The sequence below is a fragment of the Streptomyces sp. NPDC055013 genome, from assembly GCF_053608645.1.
Genome location: NZ_JBSGVW010000026.1, coordinates 95638 through 113554 on the forward strand (window position 1 = coordinate 95638; position 17917 = coordinate 113554).

Annotated in this window: 13 protein-coding genes; all 13 read left to right on the forward strand. The window is 70.7% G+C overall.

The window, feature by feature from the left end; genetic code table 11:
* Window positions 1-343: 343 nt before the first annotated feature.
* The gene (locus ACWGDB_RS28130) at window positions 344-2209 is read left to right on the forward strand and encodes a phage tail sheath subtilisin-like domain-containing protein (protein WP_453824976.1); all 1866 of its coding nucleotides are present in this window, start codon (window positions 344-346) and stop codon (window positions 2207-2209) included.
* 33 nt (window positions 2210-2242) lie between these two features.
* Window positions 2243-2767, forward strand: a complete 525-nt coding sequence (locus ACWGDB_RS28135) for a phage tail protein (RefSeq protein ID WP_004003113.1) — start codon at window positions 2243-2245, stop codon at window positions 2765-2767.
* Between the two features lie 27 nt (window positions 2768-2794).
* The gene (locus ACWGDB_RS28140) at window positions 2795-3532 is read left to right on the forward strand and encodes a T4 family baseplate hub assembly chaperone (RefSeq protein ID WP_453824977.1); all 738 of its coding nucleotides are present in this window, start codon (window positions 2795-2797) and stop codon (window positions 3530-3532) included.
* Window positions 3525-4274 (forward strand): hypothetical protein, encoded by a 750-nt coding sequence (locus ACWGDB_RS28145; protein WP_453824978.1) that lies wholly within the window; start codon window positions 3525-3527, stop codon window positions 4272-4274. Before ACWGDB_RS28140 ends, ACWGDB_RS28145 begins: the two co-directional genes overlap by 8 nt.
* A 33-nt stretch (window positions 4275-4307) precedes the next feature.
* Window positions 4308-5156: a Pvc16 family protein gene (locus tag ACWGDB_RS28150; protein WP_453824979.1), complete on the forward strand. Its 849-nt coding sequence runs from the start codon at window positions 4308-4310 to the stop codon at window positions 5154-5156.
* Between the two features lie 32 nt (window positions 5157-5188).
* On the forward strand, window positions 5189-7213 hold the full coding sequence (locus ACWGDB_RS28155) for an ATP-binding protein (RefSeq protein WP_453824980.1): 2025 nt from the start codon (window positions 5189-5191) through the stop codon (window positions 7211-7213).
* Window positions 7204-7506, forward strand: coding sequence for a hypothetical protein (locus tag ACWGDB_RS28160; protein ID WP_453824981.1), 303 nt, complete (start codon window positions 7204-7206; stop codon window positions 7504-7506). The genes ACWGDB_RS28155 and ACWGDB_RS28160 overlap by 10 nt, the downstream gene beginning before the upstream one ends.
* Complete coding sequence (locus ACWGDB_RS28165; RefSeq protein WP_453824982.1) at window positions 7503-14279, forward strand: eCIS core domain-containing protein; 6777 nt, start codon at window positions 7503-7505, stop codon at window positions 14277-14279. Before ACWGDB_RS28160 ends, ACWGDB_RS28165 begins: the two co-directional genes overlap by 4 nt.
* Window positions 14280-14282: 3 nt before the next feature.
* Entirely contained in the window at window positions 14283-15023 is a 741-nt protein-coding gene (locus tag ACWGDB_RS28170; protein ID WP_453824983.1) for a hypothetical protein, read from the forward strand.
* The gene (locus tag ACWGDB_RS28175) at window positions 15020-15748 is read left to right on the forward strand and encodes a hypothetical protein (protein WP_453824984.1); all 729 of its coding nucleotides are present in this window, start codon (window positions 15020-15022) and stop codon (window positions 15746-15748) included. Before ACWGDB_RS28170 ends, ACWGDB_RS28175 begins: the two co-directional genes overlap by 4 nt.
* 11 nt (window positions 15749-15759) lie before the next feature.
* Window positions 15760-16143: a hypothetical protein gene (locus ACWGDB_RS28180; RefSeq protein WP_369269476.1), complete on the forward strand. Its 384-nt coding sequence runs from the start codon at window positions 15760-15762 to the stop codon at window positions 16141-16143.
* Window positions 16136-17275 (forward strand): hypothetical protein, encoded by a 1140-nt coding sequence (locus ACWGDB_RS28185; protein ID WP_453824985.1) that lies wholly within the window; start codon window positions 16136-16138, stop codon window positions 17273-17275. Before ACWGDB_RS28180 ends, ACWGDB_RS28185 begins: the two co-directional genes overlap by 8 nt.
* Window positions 17276-17349: 74 nt before the next feature.
* Window positions 17350-17886 carry a phage baseplate assembly protein V gene (locus tag ACWGDB_RS28190; RefSeq protein WP_328429409.1) on the forward strand — a complete coding sequence of 179 codons (537 nt, stop codon included), beginning with the start codon at window positions 17350-17352 and terminating at the stop codon, window positions 17884-17886.
* The last annotated feature ends 31 nt before the right edge of the window (window positions 17887-17917 follow it).

Here is a 17917-nt window from a genome sequence, read left to right on the forward strand (position 1 = left end):
TGTGCAGATTCCGTGAACCACCTGGCCGGGGCGCGCAGGTGCGATGTGCGGATGCCGGGAGGGGGTCTTCACCAAACCCCCTGCCGGGCTGGCCTGAAGGCACCTTGCTCCGTCAACTTCCCACGCACCAAGGTGGATTGAGCACTTGAGCATCAGGAGTCACAAGCGCATTGCTTGGCCCCGGCGACCGACAAGCCCGGGGTGCAGACGGGGGAACTGAATGCGGTGTGCGTCGTAGCGTCGCTCGTGTGGGGGGCGTCTTCGCGTGCCAAAAAGGGAATGTCTCCCTCCGCCATCTCTTGGTGCATTTGTCCGGTGCCCAAGACAGGGAGTAGGAGGGGGAATGCCGATGAGCGCGGTGAGCGCCGCCAGGCCGACGTATCCCGGCGTCTACGTCGAAGAGCTTCCCAGCAGCACCCGCACGATCTCGACCCTGACCACGTCCGTGACCGCCTTCGTGGGCCACACCCGGCGCGGCCCGCTCAACGAGCCGGTACGCGTCACCAGCTTCACGGAGTTCGAGCGCCGCTTCGGCGGCCTGAGCGCCCAGAGCGCAGTCGGCTACGCGGTCCACCAGTTCTTCGGCAACGGCGGCACCGTCGCGGTGATCGTCCGTGTCGCCAAGGCCGGCAGCGGCAAGGCCGCCTGCGTCACCCTCAAGTCCACCGAGGGCCACAGCGAGGGCCCGGTCCTCGAGGTGCACGCCAAGGAGCCCGGCGTCTGGGGCAACGGCCTGCGGGTCGCCGTCGACCACGACACGCCGTGCCCCGACGAGACCTTCAACCTGCGCGTCTACGACGCCAAGGGCGAGGCCCGTGAGAGCTTCACCGGCCTGTCCATGGACACCTCGCACGGCCGCTACGCGCAGACCGTGATCAACGCGGGCTCGAAGCTGATCCGAGTCGAGGTCGTCGGCGAGGGCCGCCCCGACCCCTCCGGCACCGTCTCCAAGCCGTTCGGCCACGAGCTGCCTAACCTCGCGGTCGACCTGACGGTCAAGATCGGCGAGGTCGAGCGCGAGTTCACGCTCTACGACCCCGGCTGCGACGGCGAAGCACCCTGCAGTGTCGCCGAGTTGGCGTTGCTACTCGAACGCAAGCTGCGCGCCCTGCCCGACGCGCCCGGCAAGCACGCCTTCGCGGGCGCCGAGGTCACCGCCTTCGGCCGCCGTGTCCAGGTCGTCGCCGGTTCCACCGACCCCGAGGACGTCGTCCGCTTCCTCGGCGAGTGCGCCAACGACCTGGGTCTGGAAGCCTCCGTCAACCCGCCGGTCTTCCCGCTGGAGGGCGGCGAGGACGGCGAGGCACCCGGCCCGCGCGACCTCATCGGCTCCGAGGGCGACAAGAGCGGCATCCAGGCGCTGCGCGGCGTCGCGGACGTCAACCTGCTGGCGCTGCCGGAACTCGCGGCGTACGAGAAGACCGAGGACGCCCTCACCCTCATCTCGGCCGCCCAGCGGCTGTGCGCGGAGCGGCGGATCTTCCTGCTGGTCGACGCGCCGAGCACCTGGGTCAGCGTCGACACCGCACGCGCCGGGCTCGCCGCCTTCGACGCCGTGCGCGGCAACCACGCGGGCCTGTACTTCCCGCACCTGCAGCTCACCGACCCGCTCACGGGCCGGCTGCGCTCCTTCCCGCCGTCCGGCGCGGTCGCCGGCGTCATCGCCCGCACCGACTCCGAGCGTGGCGTGTGGAAGGCCCCGGCCGGTACCGAGGCGCGGCTCGCGGGCGTGCACTCGCTCACCGTCAACCTGACCGACCGCGAGACCGGGCTGCTCAACCCGCTCGGCGTCAACTGCCTGCGCACCTTCCCGGTGACCGGCCCGGTCGTCTGGGGCGCACGCACGCTGGAGGGCTCCGACGCCCTCGAAAGCGAGTGGAAGTACGTGCCGGTGCGCCGGCTCGCCCTCCATGTGGAGGAGAGCCTCCAGCGCGGCCTGCAGTGGGTGGTGTTCGAACCCAACGACGAGAACCTGTGGCAGCAGATCCGGCTCGCCGCCTCCTCGTACCTGCACACGCTCTTCCGCCAGGGCGCCTTCAAGGGCGGCACGCCGCGCGAGGCGTACTTCGTCAAGTGCGACAGCGACACGACGACCGCCGAGGACATCGAGAACGGCGTCGTGAACGTCCTCGTCGGCATCGCACCGGTCCGGCCGGCGGAGTTCGTGATCGTCAAAATCCAGCAGACGTCCGGGCAGTTCGCGCTCTAGGCGCGGGGAATCGTGGAGAACTGAAGGAATCCGATGGCTGAGTTCACGGTCAACGCGCATCGCTTCGACCCCTACAAGAACTTCAAGTTTCTCGTCCTGTGGGACGGCCGGACGGTCGCCGGCATCAGCAAGATCAGTCCGCTGAAGCGGACGACGGAAGTAGTCAAGCACCGGCACGGAGGCGACCCGTCGTCCCCCCGCAAGTCGCCGGGCCGCTCCGAGTTCGAGGGCATCACCCTGGAGCGCGGGGTGACCCACGACCCCGAGTTCGACCGCTGGGCCAACAAGGTCTGGCAGGTCGGCGCGGGCCTCGGCTCCGAGGTCTCCCTCGCCGACTTCCGCAAGGACATAGTCATCCAGGTCCTCAACGAGGCCGGTCAGGTCGCCGTCTCGCACAAGCTGTACCGGACCTGGCCGAGCGAGTACCAGGTCCTCGGTGAGCTGGACGCCAACGCCAACGCGGTGGCCATCCAGTCGCTGAAGCTCGAGTGCGAGGGCTGGGAGCGGGACTACGAGGTGCCCGAGCCGGAGGAGCCCTCGTTCCTCAACCCCGCTTGACCAGTGGGTAGGTGAGGGGGGAGAGAGATGGCGATCACGGGGGCGGCCGAACTGCTGGCCACCTGGGAGGCGGGCCTCGCCGAGGCGCCCACGGGGCGCGCCCTGCTGCTGCACCGCACGGCGCGCCCGGACGTCGACGCCGCGACCCTGCCGGTGCTGCCGGTGGGGGAGCGCGAGGCCGACCTGTTCGCGTTGCGCCGCGCCCTGTTCGGGGAGCGGATGCAGGTGCGGCTGGGCTGCGCGGCGTGCGGGGAGGACATGGAGTTCGACCTGGACGCCGGGGAGTTCGCGCGCTCGCTGAACGGTCGGGACGGGCCCGGTGACTCCGTGGTGCGTGTCCAACAGGACGGCTGGGACGTGGAGTTCCGGCTGCCCGGGGCCGCCGACCTGACGGCGGCGGCCCGGGCGGCGGACCCGCGCGCCGCCCTCCTCGCGCGGTGCCTCGTCTCGGCGGCGCGCGCCGGGACGGCCGTACCCGCCGAGGACCTGCCCGTCCCGGTCCAGCGCCGGATCGCCGAGGCCGTCGAGGCAGCCGACCCCGGCGCCGACGTCACGCTCAACATCGCCTGCCCCGAGTGCGGGGAGGCCACCCGGGCCGAGCTGGACATCGCCTCCTACCTGTGGACCGAACTGGACAGCTGGGCGAGGGACCTGCTGCTCGACGTCCATCTGCTCGCCACGTCGTACGGCTGGAGCGAGCCGGAGATCATGGCGCTCAGTCCGCTGCGGCGCCGCTACTACCTGGAGCTGTGTGCGGATGTCTGACGCGGACGGGGCGCCGGTACCCGACTTCCTCGACCGGCTGATCGCCCGGCACGCCCCGGCAGCCGTCGGTCCGCGCCCGGATGTGGTGCGGGTACGTCCCCGGCTGCCCGGCCCGTTCGAGCGGGTCGAGGCGGTACGGGCCACGGCACCGGAACCGGACGACGGCTCCGGCCTGCTGTGGCCCGCCACCACGCCGTCCGCCGTACCGCCCGGCGGCACACCGGCCCCGGCGACGCCCGCCGGGCGACTGCGCACGGAACGGGAGCGGACGGTCGTACGCACCGAACGCGCCCCGGCCGACCCGGCACCGCGACCCGCACCCCGGGCCCTGCCCGACGCGCCGCTGCTGCGTCCCGCAGCGCCGCTCGCGCCCGGTCCCCGGCCCGCGCCGGACGCCGTGCAGCGGGCGGCGGGCCGTGGGCGCACGGAGCGGGGCGCATCCCGGACCGCGGCGTCCGTGCCCATCCCCCCGGGCACGGACGCCGCATCCCCCGCCGCCGGGTCCGCGGCCCTGCGGCCCAGCGCCGCGGACACGGCGGCAGCACGGGACGCCGTACGGCAGGCCGCCGCACGGCGCCCCGCGCGAGCGCCCGAGCAGGTGGTGCAGGTGCAGATCGGGCGGCTGGAAGTGACGGCCGGACCCTCGGCCCCCGGGGGCACACGGCAGCGCACGCCGTCATCGGCGGAGCGGCGGGGGGCGACCCTGAGCCTGGCCGACTACCTGGCGCGGGGGCGGGAGTGACATGACGGACCGAGGAACCGAGGAACCGACTTCATGAGCAACGCACTCGCCATCGCCCATGTCACCCAGGCCCTGTCCCTGCTGCTCGCGTCCAACGTGGGCTCGGAGTTCGACGAGGCCGTGAAGGTGGAGCCGCGCAAGCCGCCGGCGGAGGCGCCGGACCACCCGACCATCAACGTGTTCCTCTACCAGGTCAGCCCCAACACGTCGATGCGCAACAACGACCTGCCGACCCGGGCGTCCGACGGCACGCTGGTGAAGCGGCCGGCCGCCGCGCTGGACCTGCACTACCTCATCAGCGCGTACGGCGACGAGACGACCCTGGTCGGGCAGCGGCTGATCGGTTCCGTGGTGCGGACCCTGCACGAGATACCGATCCTGCCGAAGGACGTCATCGAAGAGACCGGTCACCTCCCGCACCTGGTGGGCAGCGACCTCGCCGAGGCGGCCCAGCGGGTGCGGTTCACGCCCACCGCGATGGACGTCGACGAGACGTCGAAGCTGTGGGGGATGCTCCACCAGACGCCGTACTCGCTGTCGGTGGTCTACCAGGCGGCCCTGGTCTTCATCGACGGGCGTCAGACGCCGGTGCCGGCGAAGCCGGTGGAGCGGACGGACGTACGGGTGCTGCCGCTCGGGGCGCCAGGGGCGCCGGTCCCTCCGGTGGTGGAGTCGAGGACTGAGGCTCCGTCAACTGTGGGAGAGCAGGCACCTGTTGACGAGGTGACGTCGGCGGAAACCGGGCTGCCCGTGAGCGCCGCTGCCAAGAAGACAACGAAGGCCCCGGCCAAGACCGTCGCCAAGGCTCCGGCGCGGACCCGCAAGACCGCCCGGGCGAGCAAGCCGCCGCAGCCGGAGCCCCGCAAGGGCACGGAGGGCTGAAAGAGATGGGGACGACGGGGGCAGGTGGGCACATGGGGACGAACGAGGCGGGCACGGCGGCCACTTCTGGCGCTTCTGGCACTTCTGGTACCTATGGCACTTCGGGTACGGGAGGCGGTCCCGACGTGGGCGCGAAGCTGATCGAGGAAATCAGGCGTGTCCTGTCCCGGATCGATGCCCATGCCGCCGGCGCCGGAGAGGCACCGGACGCGGAAGCCAGCCCTGCGACGAGCCCGGCCCCCCTGGCCGCCCCCGGCACCGCCCCCCTCGACGCCCTCCTCACCTGCTTCGGCCTCACCCCCTTCGAACGCGACCTGATCCTCCTCGCCGCCGCCGACGAACTGGACCCCACGACCGCCGCCCGCTGTGCCGCGGCCTGCGGCGATCCGCAGCGGGCGTACCCGACCTTCTCGCTGGCCCTGGCCGCGCTCGCCGAGCCGCACTGGAGCGCACTCACCCCCGTCGCGCCGCTACGGCGCTGGCGGATCGTCGAGCTCGACGACGAGTCCCGGCTGACGACCTCCCGACTACGCCTCGACGAGCGCATCCTGCACTTCCTGCTGGGCTCGCCCTACCTCGACGCCCGTCTGCACGGCCGCCTGCGCCGCACCCCGACGCCGGACCAGCTGCCGCCGTCGTACGACGGCGCCGCGAGCCGGGTCGCCGAGGGCTGGACGACGGGGGCGAACCCCGACGCGCCACTGCTCGTCGAAGTGACCGGCGGTGACCTGCGCAGCCGTGCCGACATCGCCGCCGCGGCGGCAGCCCGGTCAGGGCTCGGGCTGTACGCGATGGGTGCCGAGGACATCCCGGCCGACCCCGCCGAACGCGACGGGCTCGCCCGGCTCTGGCAGCGCGAGGCGATCCTGCTGCCCGCCGCGCTCCTCGTCGAGGTCGGCGAGCTGGACCGCGACCAGCGGGCGGCGACCGAGGCGTTCCTGGCCGGCGCCGCCGTACCGGTCGTCGTCTCCAGCGAGGACCCGCTGCGCACGGACCGCCCGCACGGCGCACGCGTGGCGGTACCCCGCCTCGACGACGACGAGCAGACCGAACTCTGGGCCCAGGCCTTCCACCCCGTCGCCGATCTCGACGACGGCGAACTGCGGTCCCTGGTGGCCCAGTTCCAGCTGCCCCCGCACGTCATCCGGTCCGCCGCCGCGACCGTACGCCGCCGACTGCCGTACGAGGACTCCCTCGACGCCGCCGAACTGGCCTGGCGGGCGGGCATGGAGGAGGCCCGGATCGGCATGGACGAGCTGGGCCGCCGGATCGAACCGGGGGCGGGCTGGGACGACCTGGTCCTGCACGATCGGCAGACGGGCGTGCTGCGCGAGATCGTCGCGCATGTACGGCAGCGGCCCACCGTCCACCAGGAGTGGGGCTTCGCGGGCACCCTGCGCCGCGGCCTCGGCGTCACCGCGATGTTCGCGGGCGGCTCCGGCACGGGCAAGACGCTGGCCGCGGAGGTGATGGCGAAGGAACTCGGCCTCGACCTGTTCATCGTCGACCTCTCCCAGGTGGTCAGCAAGTACATCGGCGAGACCGAGAAGAACCTCCGCCGGGTCTTCGATGCCGCCGAACGCGGCGGCGCGCTGCTGCTGTTCGACGAGGCCGACGCCCTGTTCGGCAAGCGCAGCGAGGTCAAGGACAGCCACGACCGGTACGCCAACCTGGAGGTCAGCTACCTGCTGATGCGGATGGAGGCCTACCGCGGCCTCGCCATCCTCACCACCAACATGAAGAAGGCCCTCGACACGGCCTTCCTGCGCCGCATCCGCTTCGTCGTCGACTTCCCCTTCCCCGCCGAGCACGAGCGCGCCGAGATCTGGCGCCGCGTGCTCCCGTCCAGGGCCCCGGTCAAGGACATCGACCCCGGGCTCCTCGCCCAACTCACCGTCGCGGGCGGCTCGATCCGCAACATCGCGCTGTCCGGCGCCTTCCTCGCGGCCGAGGAGGGCGACCGCCTGCAGATGCGGCACATGCTGGCGGCGGCTCGCACGGAGTACCAGAAGCTGGAGCGCTCGCTGACTCCGGGGGAGGTGCGGGGATGGGTGTGAACGGGGAGACCCGTGAGGTCCGGGAACCTCGTGAGATCAGGGTCGAGATCGGCGAACTCGCCCTCCACGGCTTCCGCGTGGACCCGGAGCGGGTGTCGGACGCCTTCGAACGCGAACTGACCCGACTGGTCCACGCCCACGGCGTCCCGCTGGCCACGGGCGGCGCACTGGCCCTCGAAGCGCTGTCCGGCCTGCCGCCCCTGCCCGCCGGTCTGTCGGCCCGCCGCCTCGGCCAGGAACTGGCCCGGGCCGTGCACGAAGGGCTCAGCGGCCACGGGGAGGTGACCCGATGAGTTCCCAGGCCCAGGACGCCCACTCCGAGCAGGCCGCCGAACAGCGCCGCCGCAAGCGCAAGGAGCGTGCCGCCAAGTCCCGTACACCCGAGCCGAAGGACATCGTCAGCGGCGCCGGGCAGCCTCTCGACCCCGGCGTACGGCGGGAGTTGGAGGAGCGGCTCGGGCACGACCTGAGCCGCGTCCGGCTGCACACCGGCCGTGACGCCGGGCAGCTGACCGAGCTGCTCGGCGCCGACGCGGTGGCCGTGGGCCAGGACATCTTCTTCCGCGAGGGCGCCTTCAAGCCGGGCACGGACGAGGGACGCCGCCTCCTCGCCCACGAGCTCTTGCACACCGTCCAGAACCCGCACGGTCTCGGGGCGCTGCGCGCCGGGCGGGAGTTGGGCGCGGTGAGTGTGCCGCAGCAGGCGATCGAGCGGGAGGCGGAGGAGGCGGCGCGGGACCTCGTGGAGCAGCCGGAGCCGACGGCTGCCGAGCAGATGGACGTCGAGCAGGGGCAGGCCACGCCCGGTTGGCTGAGGTACGCAACGGTCGACGCCGACCAGCGCCGTATGGAGCAACTGGATCCGGCGACTGTCGTCGACCGCATGGCCAACACTCTGCTGCGCTCCCTGCGCGGTGACCCTGAGGACCGGTCCGGGCGGGTCCGGCTGCAGTTGGCGCGGATGGCGCCCCAGGTGCAGGACATCGTGCTCGACCGGCTGGAGCTGCGGCTGCCCACGCCGGTGATCGACCGGCTGGTGGAGGCTGTTGAGGAGACGGAGCAGGCCGGACCACTGCCGTCGGATGCCGCCGCGGCCCCGTTGGCCTTGCCCGATGCCGTTGCGGAGGCCGAGGAGGAGCGCGAACGGGCTTCGGCCGAGGAGCGGCAGGAGGAAGACCGGCGCGCGGACACTCCCGGGGCGGGGCACGACCGCCAGGAGGACGACGGCCGGCCGGTTCCCGGCGGTCGGCGGAACGAGGACGACGAAGCGTCCGGCGACCGGCAGGACCAGGACGCGGACGGCGCGGAGGCCGACGAGCAAGGCGCTGCCGGGGACCGGGAGCAGTCGGCCGGGCGGCAGCAGGAACGTTCCCAGGATCGCCAGGAGGAGCGGAACACCGCCGGCCAGGGCGCGCAGAAGGACGCCGACGACGAACGCGAGGACGCGGCGGACAACCAGAAGGAGCAGAAGCAGCAGGACCAGCGCGACGAGGAACAGGCGCAGGAGGAAACGGACGGGGCTCGGGAGGAGGCCGCGCCGGAGCCGGAGAAGCAGGGTGGGGAGCAGGAGGAACGGCAGGCCGAGGTTGCCGGTGGACAGGCCGTCAAGACGTCGTCCGTCGATCGGAGTGGGGCGGAGCCGGGCGAGAAGGCCAGGACCGGCGGGGAGGCCCAGCCGACCCGCCGCATCGGAGACCCGGAGAACGAGGAAGGCGCCGACGACGAACCGCTGGGTCTGGAACCGGAGCCCGCGGACGATGCCTCGACCGAGGAACCGGAATCCGGTGAGGAGGGGCGTCGCAGCGCCCCTGATGCCGACATCGATCGTGCCGCGCCGTCGGACGACCCGAAGAACCTGGCTCCCTTCGAGAGGCGGAGGAGGAAGGGCGCGCAGCCACTCGTCGGCCCGAAGACGTCCGGTGTCGAACCGATCCCGGACACGGCCGGGGCGGCGACCGAATCCGGTGCCTCGCTGGACACGGAGGCGCGTAAAGACGGCGACGACTCCGAGGACCAGGCGCTTCAGGATCTGCTGAGTACCGCGACGGCCGAGCAGGACCTCGGCCCCGGGGAGGACGGCGGGAGCGGCGTCACGGGTTTGCCGGGCCGTGAGTCCGCAGGAACGCCCGCGACGGATCTGTCCGGACGGGAGTGGGACAAGAAGGGCGACGAGGACCAACGCGAGGACGCCGAGGCCCGACGCCGCGATGAGGCGGCGCGCGGCGCTGATGAAGCCGGAGGCGAAACGGCTCCACGGACCGGGGAGACAGCTGACCCCGGGCAACTGGACAAGGCGGGTGAGGACGCTCGCGCTCAGACGGCCGGTACGCCGTCGGGTAACGCCCAGGGTGCGTCCGATGGGGGGAGCGGCGGCGAAGGAGGAGGGGCTTCTACGGCGGGGGGCGCATCGGACAGGAGCGGGACGCGAGCCGACTCAGGCTCCGGGAACGGTACGCAGCAGAAGGCGGGCAAGGGAGCGGGACAGGCCGAGAGCGGCCCGGGCCCAACCGGGAGCGGCGCAGATGAAGGAAAGGGCGGTACGGAGCCCGCACCGAACACGCCCGGTCCCGGCAACGAGGATGTGACCGAAGGCAACGGCAACGCCACGTCCCCCGGCCCTGTCACCGGCCCCGACAAGGTCTCCACGCCGGGACCCGTCGCCGCGCCGAAACTGGCTCCGGGCAACGGTCCTTCCCCCATGGCCGCGGGACCGCAGGCGAGGACCAACGCCCCGAAGACCACCGAAGCACGGGGATCCGGCGGGGCCACGGGAGGCTCGACGGGCTCGCGCCCCAAGCCCGCAGGGAGCAAGCGGCAGGCGGCGCGACAAGCCGCAAAGACCGCCCGCAAGAGCGGCGGGAGCCGCGGCAGTACGGCTTCCGCACCCGCACCCGTTCGGTCCGGTGGCCGTGGTGCCGGCGGCCGTACCGCACCCGCCGGTGGTGCGAAGGCGAAGAAGGAGGCCCCGGCCCCGGACGTCTCCAACGCCACACCCGAGTCGGGCCTGGCCACCGCCGGGTCCCTCAAGCCGCATCAGGCCCTGGAGACCCTCAAGGGCGTCGACTCCGCCGTCGGCCGTTCCGTCGACAAGGAGCGCACCGCGCTGCGCAAGGCGCCGCCGACCACGCAACGGCCGTCCGGTTCACCGCGCACCGTCCCCGGCGGTCCGACCCCCGCGACCCCCGGCATCTACACCAACGCGAAGGTCGCCCGCACGGAGGCCGCGGCGGGCAAGACGCCCGAGATCACCGGCGACCAGAAGCCGGAAGGCGAGGTGCCTGGGGCGAACGTGCCGGAGCCGAGCTGGTGGGACATCGCCCTCACCATCGGCGCCCAACTGTTCGGCAAGCTGCTCAAGGAGATCCTGCCGCTCGACGATCTGATCGACTCCATCCTCGGGCTTCCGACCAAGGACGAGGGCCTCCAGAACACCCGCGTGGGCGACGCCCCGCGGCTGCCTCTGGAGAACGACTCCGATCCGCAGCGCACGGACGAACAGGGCCAGAAGCTCGACGAGCGGAAGAACGAGCTGCACCGGTCGGGCCGCACCGACGCCGGGCTGCCGATGGGCGAGGACCAGCTCTACCCGGACGTTCCCAAGGAGACCCTGACCGGCAAGGTCGCCGGCGGGAAGGGCGGCGCGAAGGCGGGCGGCCCGCGCTCGGTGTCCGGCGGCGTGCCCATCGAGTCCGCCTCCGCCGTGGCCGAACACGACCGCGGACCCCAGATCCAGGCAGGCTTCGCCCAGGGCCGGCAGCAGATGGGCCAGGAACGCCAGGCCAAGGACAAGAAGTCCACCGACGACCGCAAGCAGTACGACGAGGACCTCAAGCGCGAGGTCGACGCCAGCGGCAAGAAGCAGGCCGACGCCCGCGACAAGGGCCGCTCCGACATCTCCGACTCCCGCGACCAGTGGCGCAAGGAGCAGGACGACAAGGTCTCGGAGATCGACGGCAAGAAGGGCAAGAAGTACGACCAGGTCCGCAAGGACATCACGAAGAAGGAAGAGGACACAGACAAGGACGTCGACAAGCGCACCGAGGACGACAACAAGAAGATCGAGACGGAACAGACCAACGCCGAGCAGGACGCGGAGAAGAAGCAGAACGAGGGCAAGGACGACGCCGACAACTGGCTCGAAGAGGCCATCGAGAAGCTGAAGGAGTTCTTCGAGGGGCTCAAGAACGCGATCAAGGGCATCTTCGAGAAGGCCCGGCAGATCGTCACCGACCTCATCGACAAGTTCAAGCAGCAGGTCTTCAAGCTCATCGACGACGCCCGCAACTGGGTCATCGATCAGATCAACACCTTCGCCGACGCCTTGATCGCCCTCGGCGACGAACTCCTCGCCGACTACCCGGCGATGCGCGACAAGTGGCGCCGGACCATCGACGGTGCGCGTGACTGGGCCGTACAGAAGGTCAACGAGTTCGCCGACGCCCTCAAGGAGGTCGCCGGGAAGCTGCTCGACGGGCTGTGCGGGGCGTTGCTCGCCGGCCTGGACATGCTGGAGACCGGGCTGCTGGCGGCCGTCGACGTCGCCGAGTCCGTCACCGTCGGCGCGCTGGAGTTCGGCGCCGCCGCCGTCGCGGCTCTCGGCGAATGGGCGGCCATCTTCAACGACATCGTCTCCGACCCGGGCGACTGGATCAGCAAGGCGGGCGCCGCCGCCGAGACCGGTGCCAAGGAACACCTCTTCAACGAGATCAAGACCGCGGTCAGAGCCTGGTTCAACCAGAAGGTCCAGGAGATCATCGGCATCCCGATGGAGGACTTCCAGGCGCTGCTCGACGGCGGCGTCACGGTGGACCAGATGGCCCAGATGGCGTGGGACGAGGCGCTGCCCCAACTCCCCGTCATCATCGGAGTGATGGTCGTCGAGAAGGTCGTCGCCAAGCTCATCCCCGGCGCCGGCTGGGTCATGGCGATCATCGACGCCATCCAAACGGCGTGGGGCGCCCTGAGCGAGATCCTCGCCGCGTTCGGCCTCTTCATGGACTTCCTCAAGTCCGTCAAGAGCGGCAACGGCGCGCTGCCGTTCGCGAAGGCGGTCGCGGCGGGTGTCGTGGCGCTGCTGGAGCTGGTCTACACGTTCCTGATCGAGGGCGTAGGCCGGTTCATGGGCAAGGTCGCGGACCGGCTCGGCGACATGCTGAAGAAGATCCGCACGAAGAAGGACAAGCCGGCGCAGGCGGACGCCCCGGGCCAGCCGGCCGCCCCGAACAAACCAAAGGACGACAAGCCGAAGGACGACGAGGACAAGGACGGGCCGGTCGGCCGCCCGGTCCCGCGCAAGCCCTCGACGGACAAGGCGTCCCGCCCTCAGTCCAGGCCCCGCCCCGGCAAGCGCTCCTCTCCGGAGAAGAAGCCGCGCCCCTCACACACCACCAGGCCCAAGAAGCGCCGCGACGACGATGAACGTCGCGAGGAGGGCCGTGAGGTGAACGCGGCCAGGAAGCGCGCACGGGACGCGGAGCGCAGCGCACGCGACGACGACAAGCGCGAGCGGACAACACGCTCCCAGCGCAGGGGACCGGCCCGTGACACGCTGAGACCTGACCGGCGCCGTCGTGGTGCGGACCGGACGGATGACCGTGACCCGATGGACCTCCGCAAGGACGGGCGCCGCCGGGACGACGACAGGCGTGACGACAAGCGCGGGGACGACGAAATTTCCCGGCGAACCCATGAGCGTCGCCCCGGCAGGGTCCGGCGTGCTCGCCAGACCGTCAAGTCGGCAATGAACAGGGCGCGTCGGGCGGGACGCAAGCTGTACGGCAAGGCTCGTCGCAGGCTCGGCGGCAGACTGAACGACCGCATGCGCCGCCTGCGGAACCTGTGGCGCCGTCGTCGGGACCGCCTGCGCGACGACCGTTCCCGCAGGCGGGAGAGCAACGACAGGGAGCGCCGCGACGAGCGGTCGATGCGCGATCTCACGTTGCCCAAGGCACGGTTCCGGGACGACACCGACGACGTCCACACCCTGATGTTTCACGGCAAGGGGCCACGGGCGGACCTGCACGTGCACAGCACGCCCATCGGGGTGCCCGGTTTCCTTGGCGAGTGGGAGCGGGAGCTCGCCAAGGTCCAGGACTCCGCGGACCGGGCGGCGCAGCAGTCCGCGATCAGGGCGGCTGAAGCCAGCTACCAGCGAGCGGAGGCACTCCAGGACAAGTTGCCGGCCAAGGTGATGCGGGAGGAACAGGCGAGGCTGCGCAGCAAGTGGCAGCCGACGTACGCCGCGCTGCGCAAGGAACTGGACGTCCTGGCCGGTCACCTGAGGCTGCGACCCCATCCGGTACCTCTGCCGGATCCGCAGATCCCGCCCTTCCCGAACGCGTCCAGTCCTGCTGATCCCTTCACCGCCGAGTACTTGAACAAGAGGAGCAAGGGCACACCGGCCAACGCCGCACCGGACGACCAGCCCGTTGGCTGGCAGTACATCCAGGACAACGACCTGAACGACGACTCCAGCGACTACTGGGTGAAGATGCACTTGCTGCCCGACGCCATCGGCGGGCCGGCCAGGGGCAAGAACCTCGTACCTGCCAGCGGTCCGGGCGTGAACATCCCCTTCCTGCACGGAGTCGAGCAGTACGCCAAGGACGCGCTCCATCTCGTCCATACGGGCCAGGAACAGATGATCTGGTACCGATCGCGAGTCGCCTATCACGGTCCGCCCGTGCCTCAGGGCTTCCCGAACTTCATTGAATCGGCGTGGGGCACCTATTGGGAGAACCGGAAAAAGCGGACTTGGGAGAAGGACGAGAGTCCGCGGACGCAGCCCTTCAGCAAGGACCCGGATCCGCCGTCGAAGGAACGTAGGCTCCACCTCAACAGCGCCTCTCCCGACAAGATCCGGCGCATGCTCCGCGAGACGGACGAATTCGTCGACGTCCTGGTCAAGGCGCGTCCGTTCCACAGTCGGCTGGACATCGCACGGGCCGTCGTGAGGCACGAGAAGAACAAGAAGAGGGGCGGGCGGCTCCCCGGCAAGGAACGCCGTCTGGCGAACATCTTCAACGGCATCAAAGAGGGTCGCATCACCCTGGAAGAAGAGGTATGAGTCATGACGCCCTCCGAGGGACGGACCATCGAATCCCCGACCCGCTACGAACAGTTGCTCCTGGCAGCTCTGGAAGAACTCGGCGACTGCCCGGAGATCGGAGTGGCGCACCAGGAGTTGGCAGTGGAGAGCGAGGCCGAGGGGCCGAACGGCGCATCAGCTGAGCAACTTGCGGGGGAAGCCATGGAGGCGGCGGCCCTGCTCCCGGAACTGGAGCACGTCATAGTCGACCCCGCGATCGCCGAGCAGGCTCCTCGCTTCCGCAGGGTCGCCTGCCACTGGCGTGGCAATGAGGCAGCGAAGGAACTCACGGGAGAATTCAGGATTCCGCAGTTCTATCGCGCGATCTTCGAACCCGCACCGCCGCTGGCCTGGGAGGGCTCGCCACCGGACGAGCGGGAACTCCTCGCGCAGTTCCGGCAGATCGACGGCCACCCCCGCTCCGGTACCGGGCTCTTCGGGCTGGTCCGGCTGCAGCAGAACACCGCACCGTTGGAGATCTGGGTGTGGGACGCACGCCTGGGTGCCCAGCGGATGGACCTGGACTATCTCGGCTATCTCGAAGCGCTCGCAGTCACCAAAGGCACGCATGGATGGCAGTACCTCTTCACTGATCTGTCCTTGCTGAACGACGACCTGTATCACGTCGCCGAGAGCGCCAAGGCCATGCTGCGTCGCTTTCCCGACTTGTTCCCGCAGCACGACTACACGGAGCTGCGCGAACGTCTGGAGGAACGCCTGTGACCCGCTACGCCGACATCCCCAAACCCATCCGCTCCGGAATAGTCGTGGTCAACCCCGACACCGGCACCCCCCAGCGGATCATCGTCCTGCAGTTCAACCCGGACACCCTGGAGCGCAGCGTCTCCCCCCAGTCCGCCGGCGACAGCGGCGACAGCGGGAGTGGTGGCACCGGGAGTGGTGACCGAAACGAAGCGCTCAGGCTGAAGGGCCCAGCCCAGGAGACCTGGAAGTTCACCGCGGAGATCGACGCCACCGACCAGTTCGAGATCGCGGCGCCCGACGGCATCCACCCGCAGCTCGCCACGCTCGAAATGCTGGTGCAACCGACCACGGCCCAGCTGCGCGCAGCGATGAAGCTGTCCCAGAAGGGTGCCATCGAGATCAGCCCGATCGAGATGCCGCTCACGCTGTTCACCTGGGGGAGCAAGCGGGTGATGCCCGTGCGGCTCACCGAGTTGTCCGTCAACGAGTCCGCTTTTGACGTGAACCTCAACCCGATCCGCGCCTCCCTCAGCATCGGGATGAAGATCCTCACGGTCAGTGACCTGCCTGCCGGTCATCGGGGCGCCGACCTGTACATGGCCCACCTCGCGCAGAAGGAGCGGCTCGCCGCAGCCGCGCGCGGCGGCAGCCTCGGCTCGCTCGGGCTCGGCGGAGGCGGGGGCGGTGCCGGAGGCGTATTCGGCACCGGAGCCGGAACCAACATCGCGTTCGGAAGGGGCTGAGGAGGACAACCATGGCTGAGATCGAGCCGTACGAGAACGCCCTGGACGCCATTCCGGGCGCACATCCCTATCCACGTACCAGCCGCTACCACGACGCCGAGATCGGCATCCACCGCCGTCCCGACGGCAGCGAAGTCCGGTACACCAAGCGCCGCTTGCTGCCCCCGCTCGACCCGACCCCCGACGGCGACCTCACCCAGCCCCACACCGTCGGCGCCGGCGAGCGTCCCGACCTGCTCGCGCAGCGCTACTTCGGCGACGTCGGCCAGTGGTGGCAGATCGCCGACGCCAATCCCGTACTGGATCCACGCGAGTTGACCGACGAGGCCGGGCGCGTCATCGACATCCCGCTGGCCGGCGGGTTCCCCGGCGGCAGGGGAGACCGGCGTGTTTGATCTGCCCGTGGGGCAGGGCCCCGTTCACATCACGCTCCTCATGGGGCCGAAGCTCGCCCGGCCCGTCCCGGCCGAGGTGACCGAGGCCCTGCTGTCCGCGCAGATCACCGCCACGGCGGGGGAGCGCAGCGGTTTTCAGATCGCCTTCGACCTCACCAAGAACGGGATCATCAGCCGACGGCTGCTGCCCGAGGGGTTCTTCGACCCCAAGACCCGGATCATCGTCACCGTCAGCGTCAAGGGCACCCCGGACGTCCTCTTCGACGGCCTCGTCGTCCGCCACGAGGTCGGCGCCAGCAACCAGCCCGGCCACTCCACCCTCACCGTCACCGGCGAGGACCTGACGCTGCTCATGGATCTCGAGGAGCGCACCGCCCGCTATCCCAATCTCCCGCCGTCCGAGCGCGTGCTCAACATCCTGCGCCGCTACTCCGACTACGGCATCCGGCCCGACGTCTACACCGAGAAGGTCGCCCAACCCCCGCACCAGGATCTCCGCGTGCACTACCAGACCGGCACCGACCTCCAGTACGTCACCGAGCTCGCCCGCGCGAACGGGTACACCTTCTACCTGGAGCCCGGTCCCAACCCCGGGCAGTCATCCGCCCGTTGGGGGCCGGAAGTCCGCCTCGGCATCCGTCAGCACGCCCTCAACGTCAACATGGACGCCAACTCGACCGTCGACCAGATGACGTTCGCGTACGACGGGACGGCCCGGGAAGAGCCGCAGGCCCGCTGGCAGAACCCCGAGACCCGGCAGTCCGCCCTGCTGCCGCAACCGTCGATCAGCCCGCTGCGCCCGCCCTTGGGCAAGCGGCCCACCCCTGCCCTGAAGCGCAGGACGCTCGCCGGCACCGCCAAGCAGCAGCGCGAGCAGGCCGAGGCCGAACTCCTCGCCCGCGCCGCCGTGTCCGCCGACGTCGTCTCCGGCTCCGGCTCGCTCGACGTCAACCGGCACGGCTACATCCTCCAGCCCCGCCAGCTCGTCGGTGTACGCGGCGCAGGACGAGCGTACGACGGCGACTACTACGTCAAGTCCGTCACCCACAACCTGCGTCCGGGCTCGTACCAGCAGAACTTCACCGTCTCCAGAGAGGGACTCGAAGCCCGCAGCGACTACGTCCGGCCGTAAGCGGTGGACACGCACACAGCCACACACCCGCACGCCCGTACACCCCAGTCCCATCGACCAGGAGCACCTCCACCATGGCGGCACCCAGCAATCGCTACCTCGGCAAGTTCCGCGGCCGGGTCGTCAGCAACGACGACCCGCTGCGCATCGGCCGTATCACCGTCGAGGTCCCGGACGTCCTCGGTGACGAGCCGTCGACGTGGGCGCTGCCCTGTCTGCCGTTCACCGGGCCCCAGTCGGGACAGTTCGTGGTGCCGCCGCCCGGGGCGGGCGTGTGGGTGGAGTTCGAGCAGGGGGATCCCAGCTTCCCCGTGTGGACCGGGTGCTGGTACGGGGCCGCGGACGAGCTCCCGCCCGACGCGCGCCGCGAGCTCCAGGCCGGCTCGCCCAACAAGCCCGTGGTCGTGCAGACGCCGCAGGCACACAAGCTCGTCATGAATGACACGCCCGGCGCCGAGCAGGGGATTCTGCTCCAGGCCCAAGGCGGCGCCTACATCCGCATCACCAAGGAGGCCGTGGTCATCTCGACCGGCGCGGGCGCCGAGATCCTGCTGCGCGGCAACGAAGTGACCATCAACGAAGGCCAGTTGACCGTGCTCTCGAAGCGATGACAGCGACGAGAACGATGAAAGCGACGAAGGA

Bases quoted from the DNA above. Each gene is read 5' to 3' on its own strand.
- ACWGDB_RS28130 (WP_453824976.1), top strand. From the start codon at position 344: ATGCCGATGAGCGCGGTGAGCGCCGCCAGGCCGACGTATCCCGGCGTC.
- ACWGDB_RS28135 (WP_004003113.1), top strand. From the start codon at position 2,243: ATGGCTGAGTTCACGGTCAACGCGCATCGCTTCGACCCCTACAAGAAC.
- ACWGDB_RS28140 (WP_453824977.1), top strand. From the start codon at position 2,795: ATGGCGATCACGGGGGCGGCCGAACTGCTGGCCACCTGGGAGGCGGGC.
- ACWGDB_RS28145 (WP_453824978.1), top strand. From the start codon at position 3,525: ATGTCTGACGCGGACGGGGCGCCGGTACCCGACTTCCTCGACCGGCTG.
- ACWGDB_RS28150 (WP_453824979.1), top strand. From the start codon at position 4,308: ATGAGCAACGCACTCGCCATCGCCCATGTCACCCAGGCCCTGTCCCTG.
- ACWGDB_RS28155 (WP_453824980.1), top strand. From the start codon at position 5,189: ATGGGGACGAACGAGGCGGGCACGGCGGCCACTTCTGGCGCTTCTGGC.
- ACWGDB_RS28160 (WP_453824981.1), top strand. From the start codon at position 7,204: ATGGGTGTGAACGGGGAGACCCGTGAGGTCCGGGAACCTCGTGAGATC.
- ACWGDB_RS28165 (WP_453824982.1), top strand. From the start codon at position 7,503: ATGAGTTCCCAGGCCCAGGACGCCCACTCCGAGCAGGCCGCCGAACAG.
- ACWGDB_RS28170 (WP_453824983.1), top strand. From the start codon at position 14,283: ATGACGCCCTCCGAGGGACGGACCATCGAATCCCCGACCCGCTACGAA.
- ACWGDB_RS28180 (WP_369269476.1), top strand. From the start codon at position 15,760: ATGGCTGAGATCGAGCCGTACGAGAACGCCCTGGACGCCATTCCGGGC.
- ACWGDB_RS28190 (WP_328429409.1), top strand. From the start codon at position 17,350: ATGGCGGCACCCAGCAATCGCTACCTCGGCAAGTTCCGCGGCCGGGTC.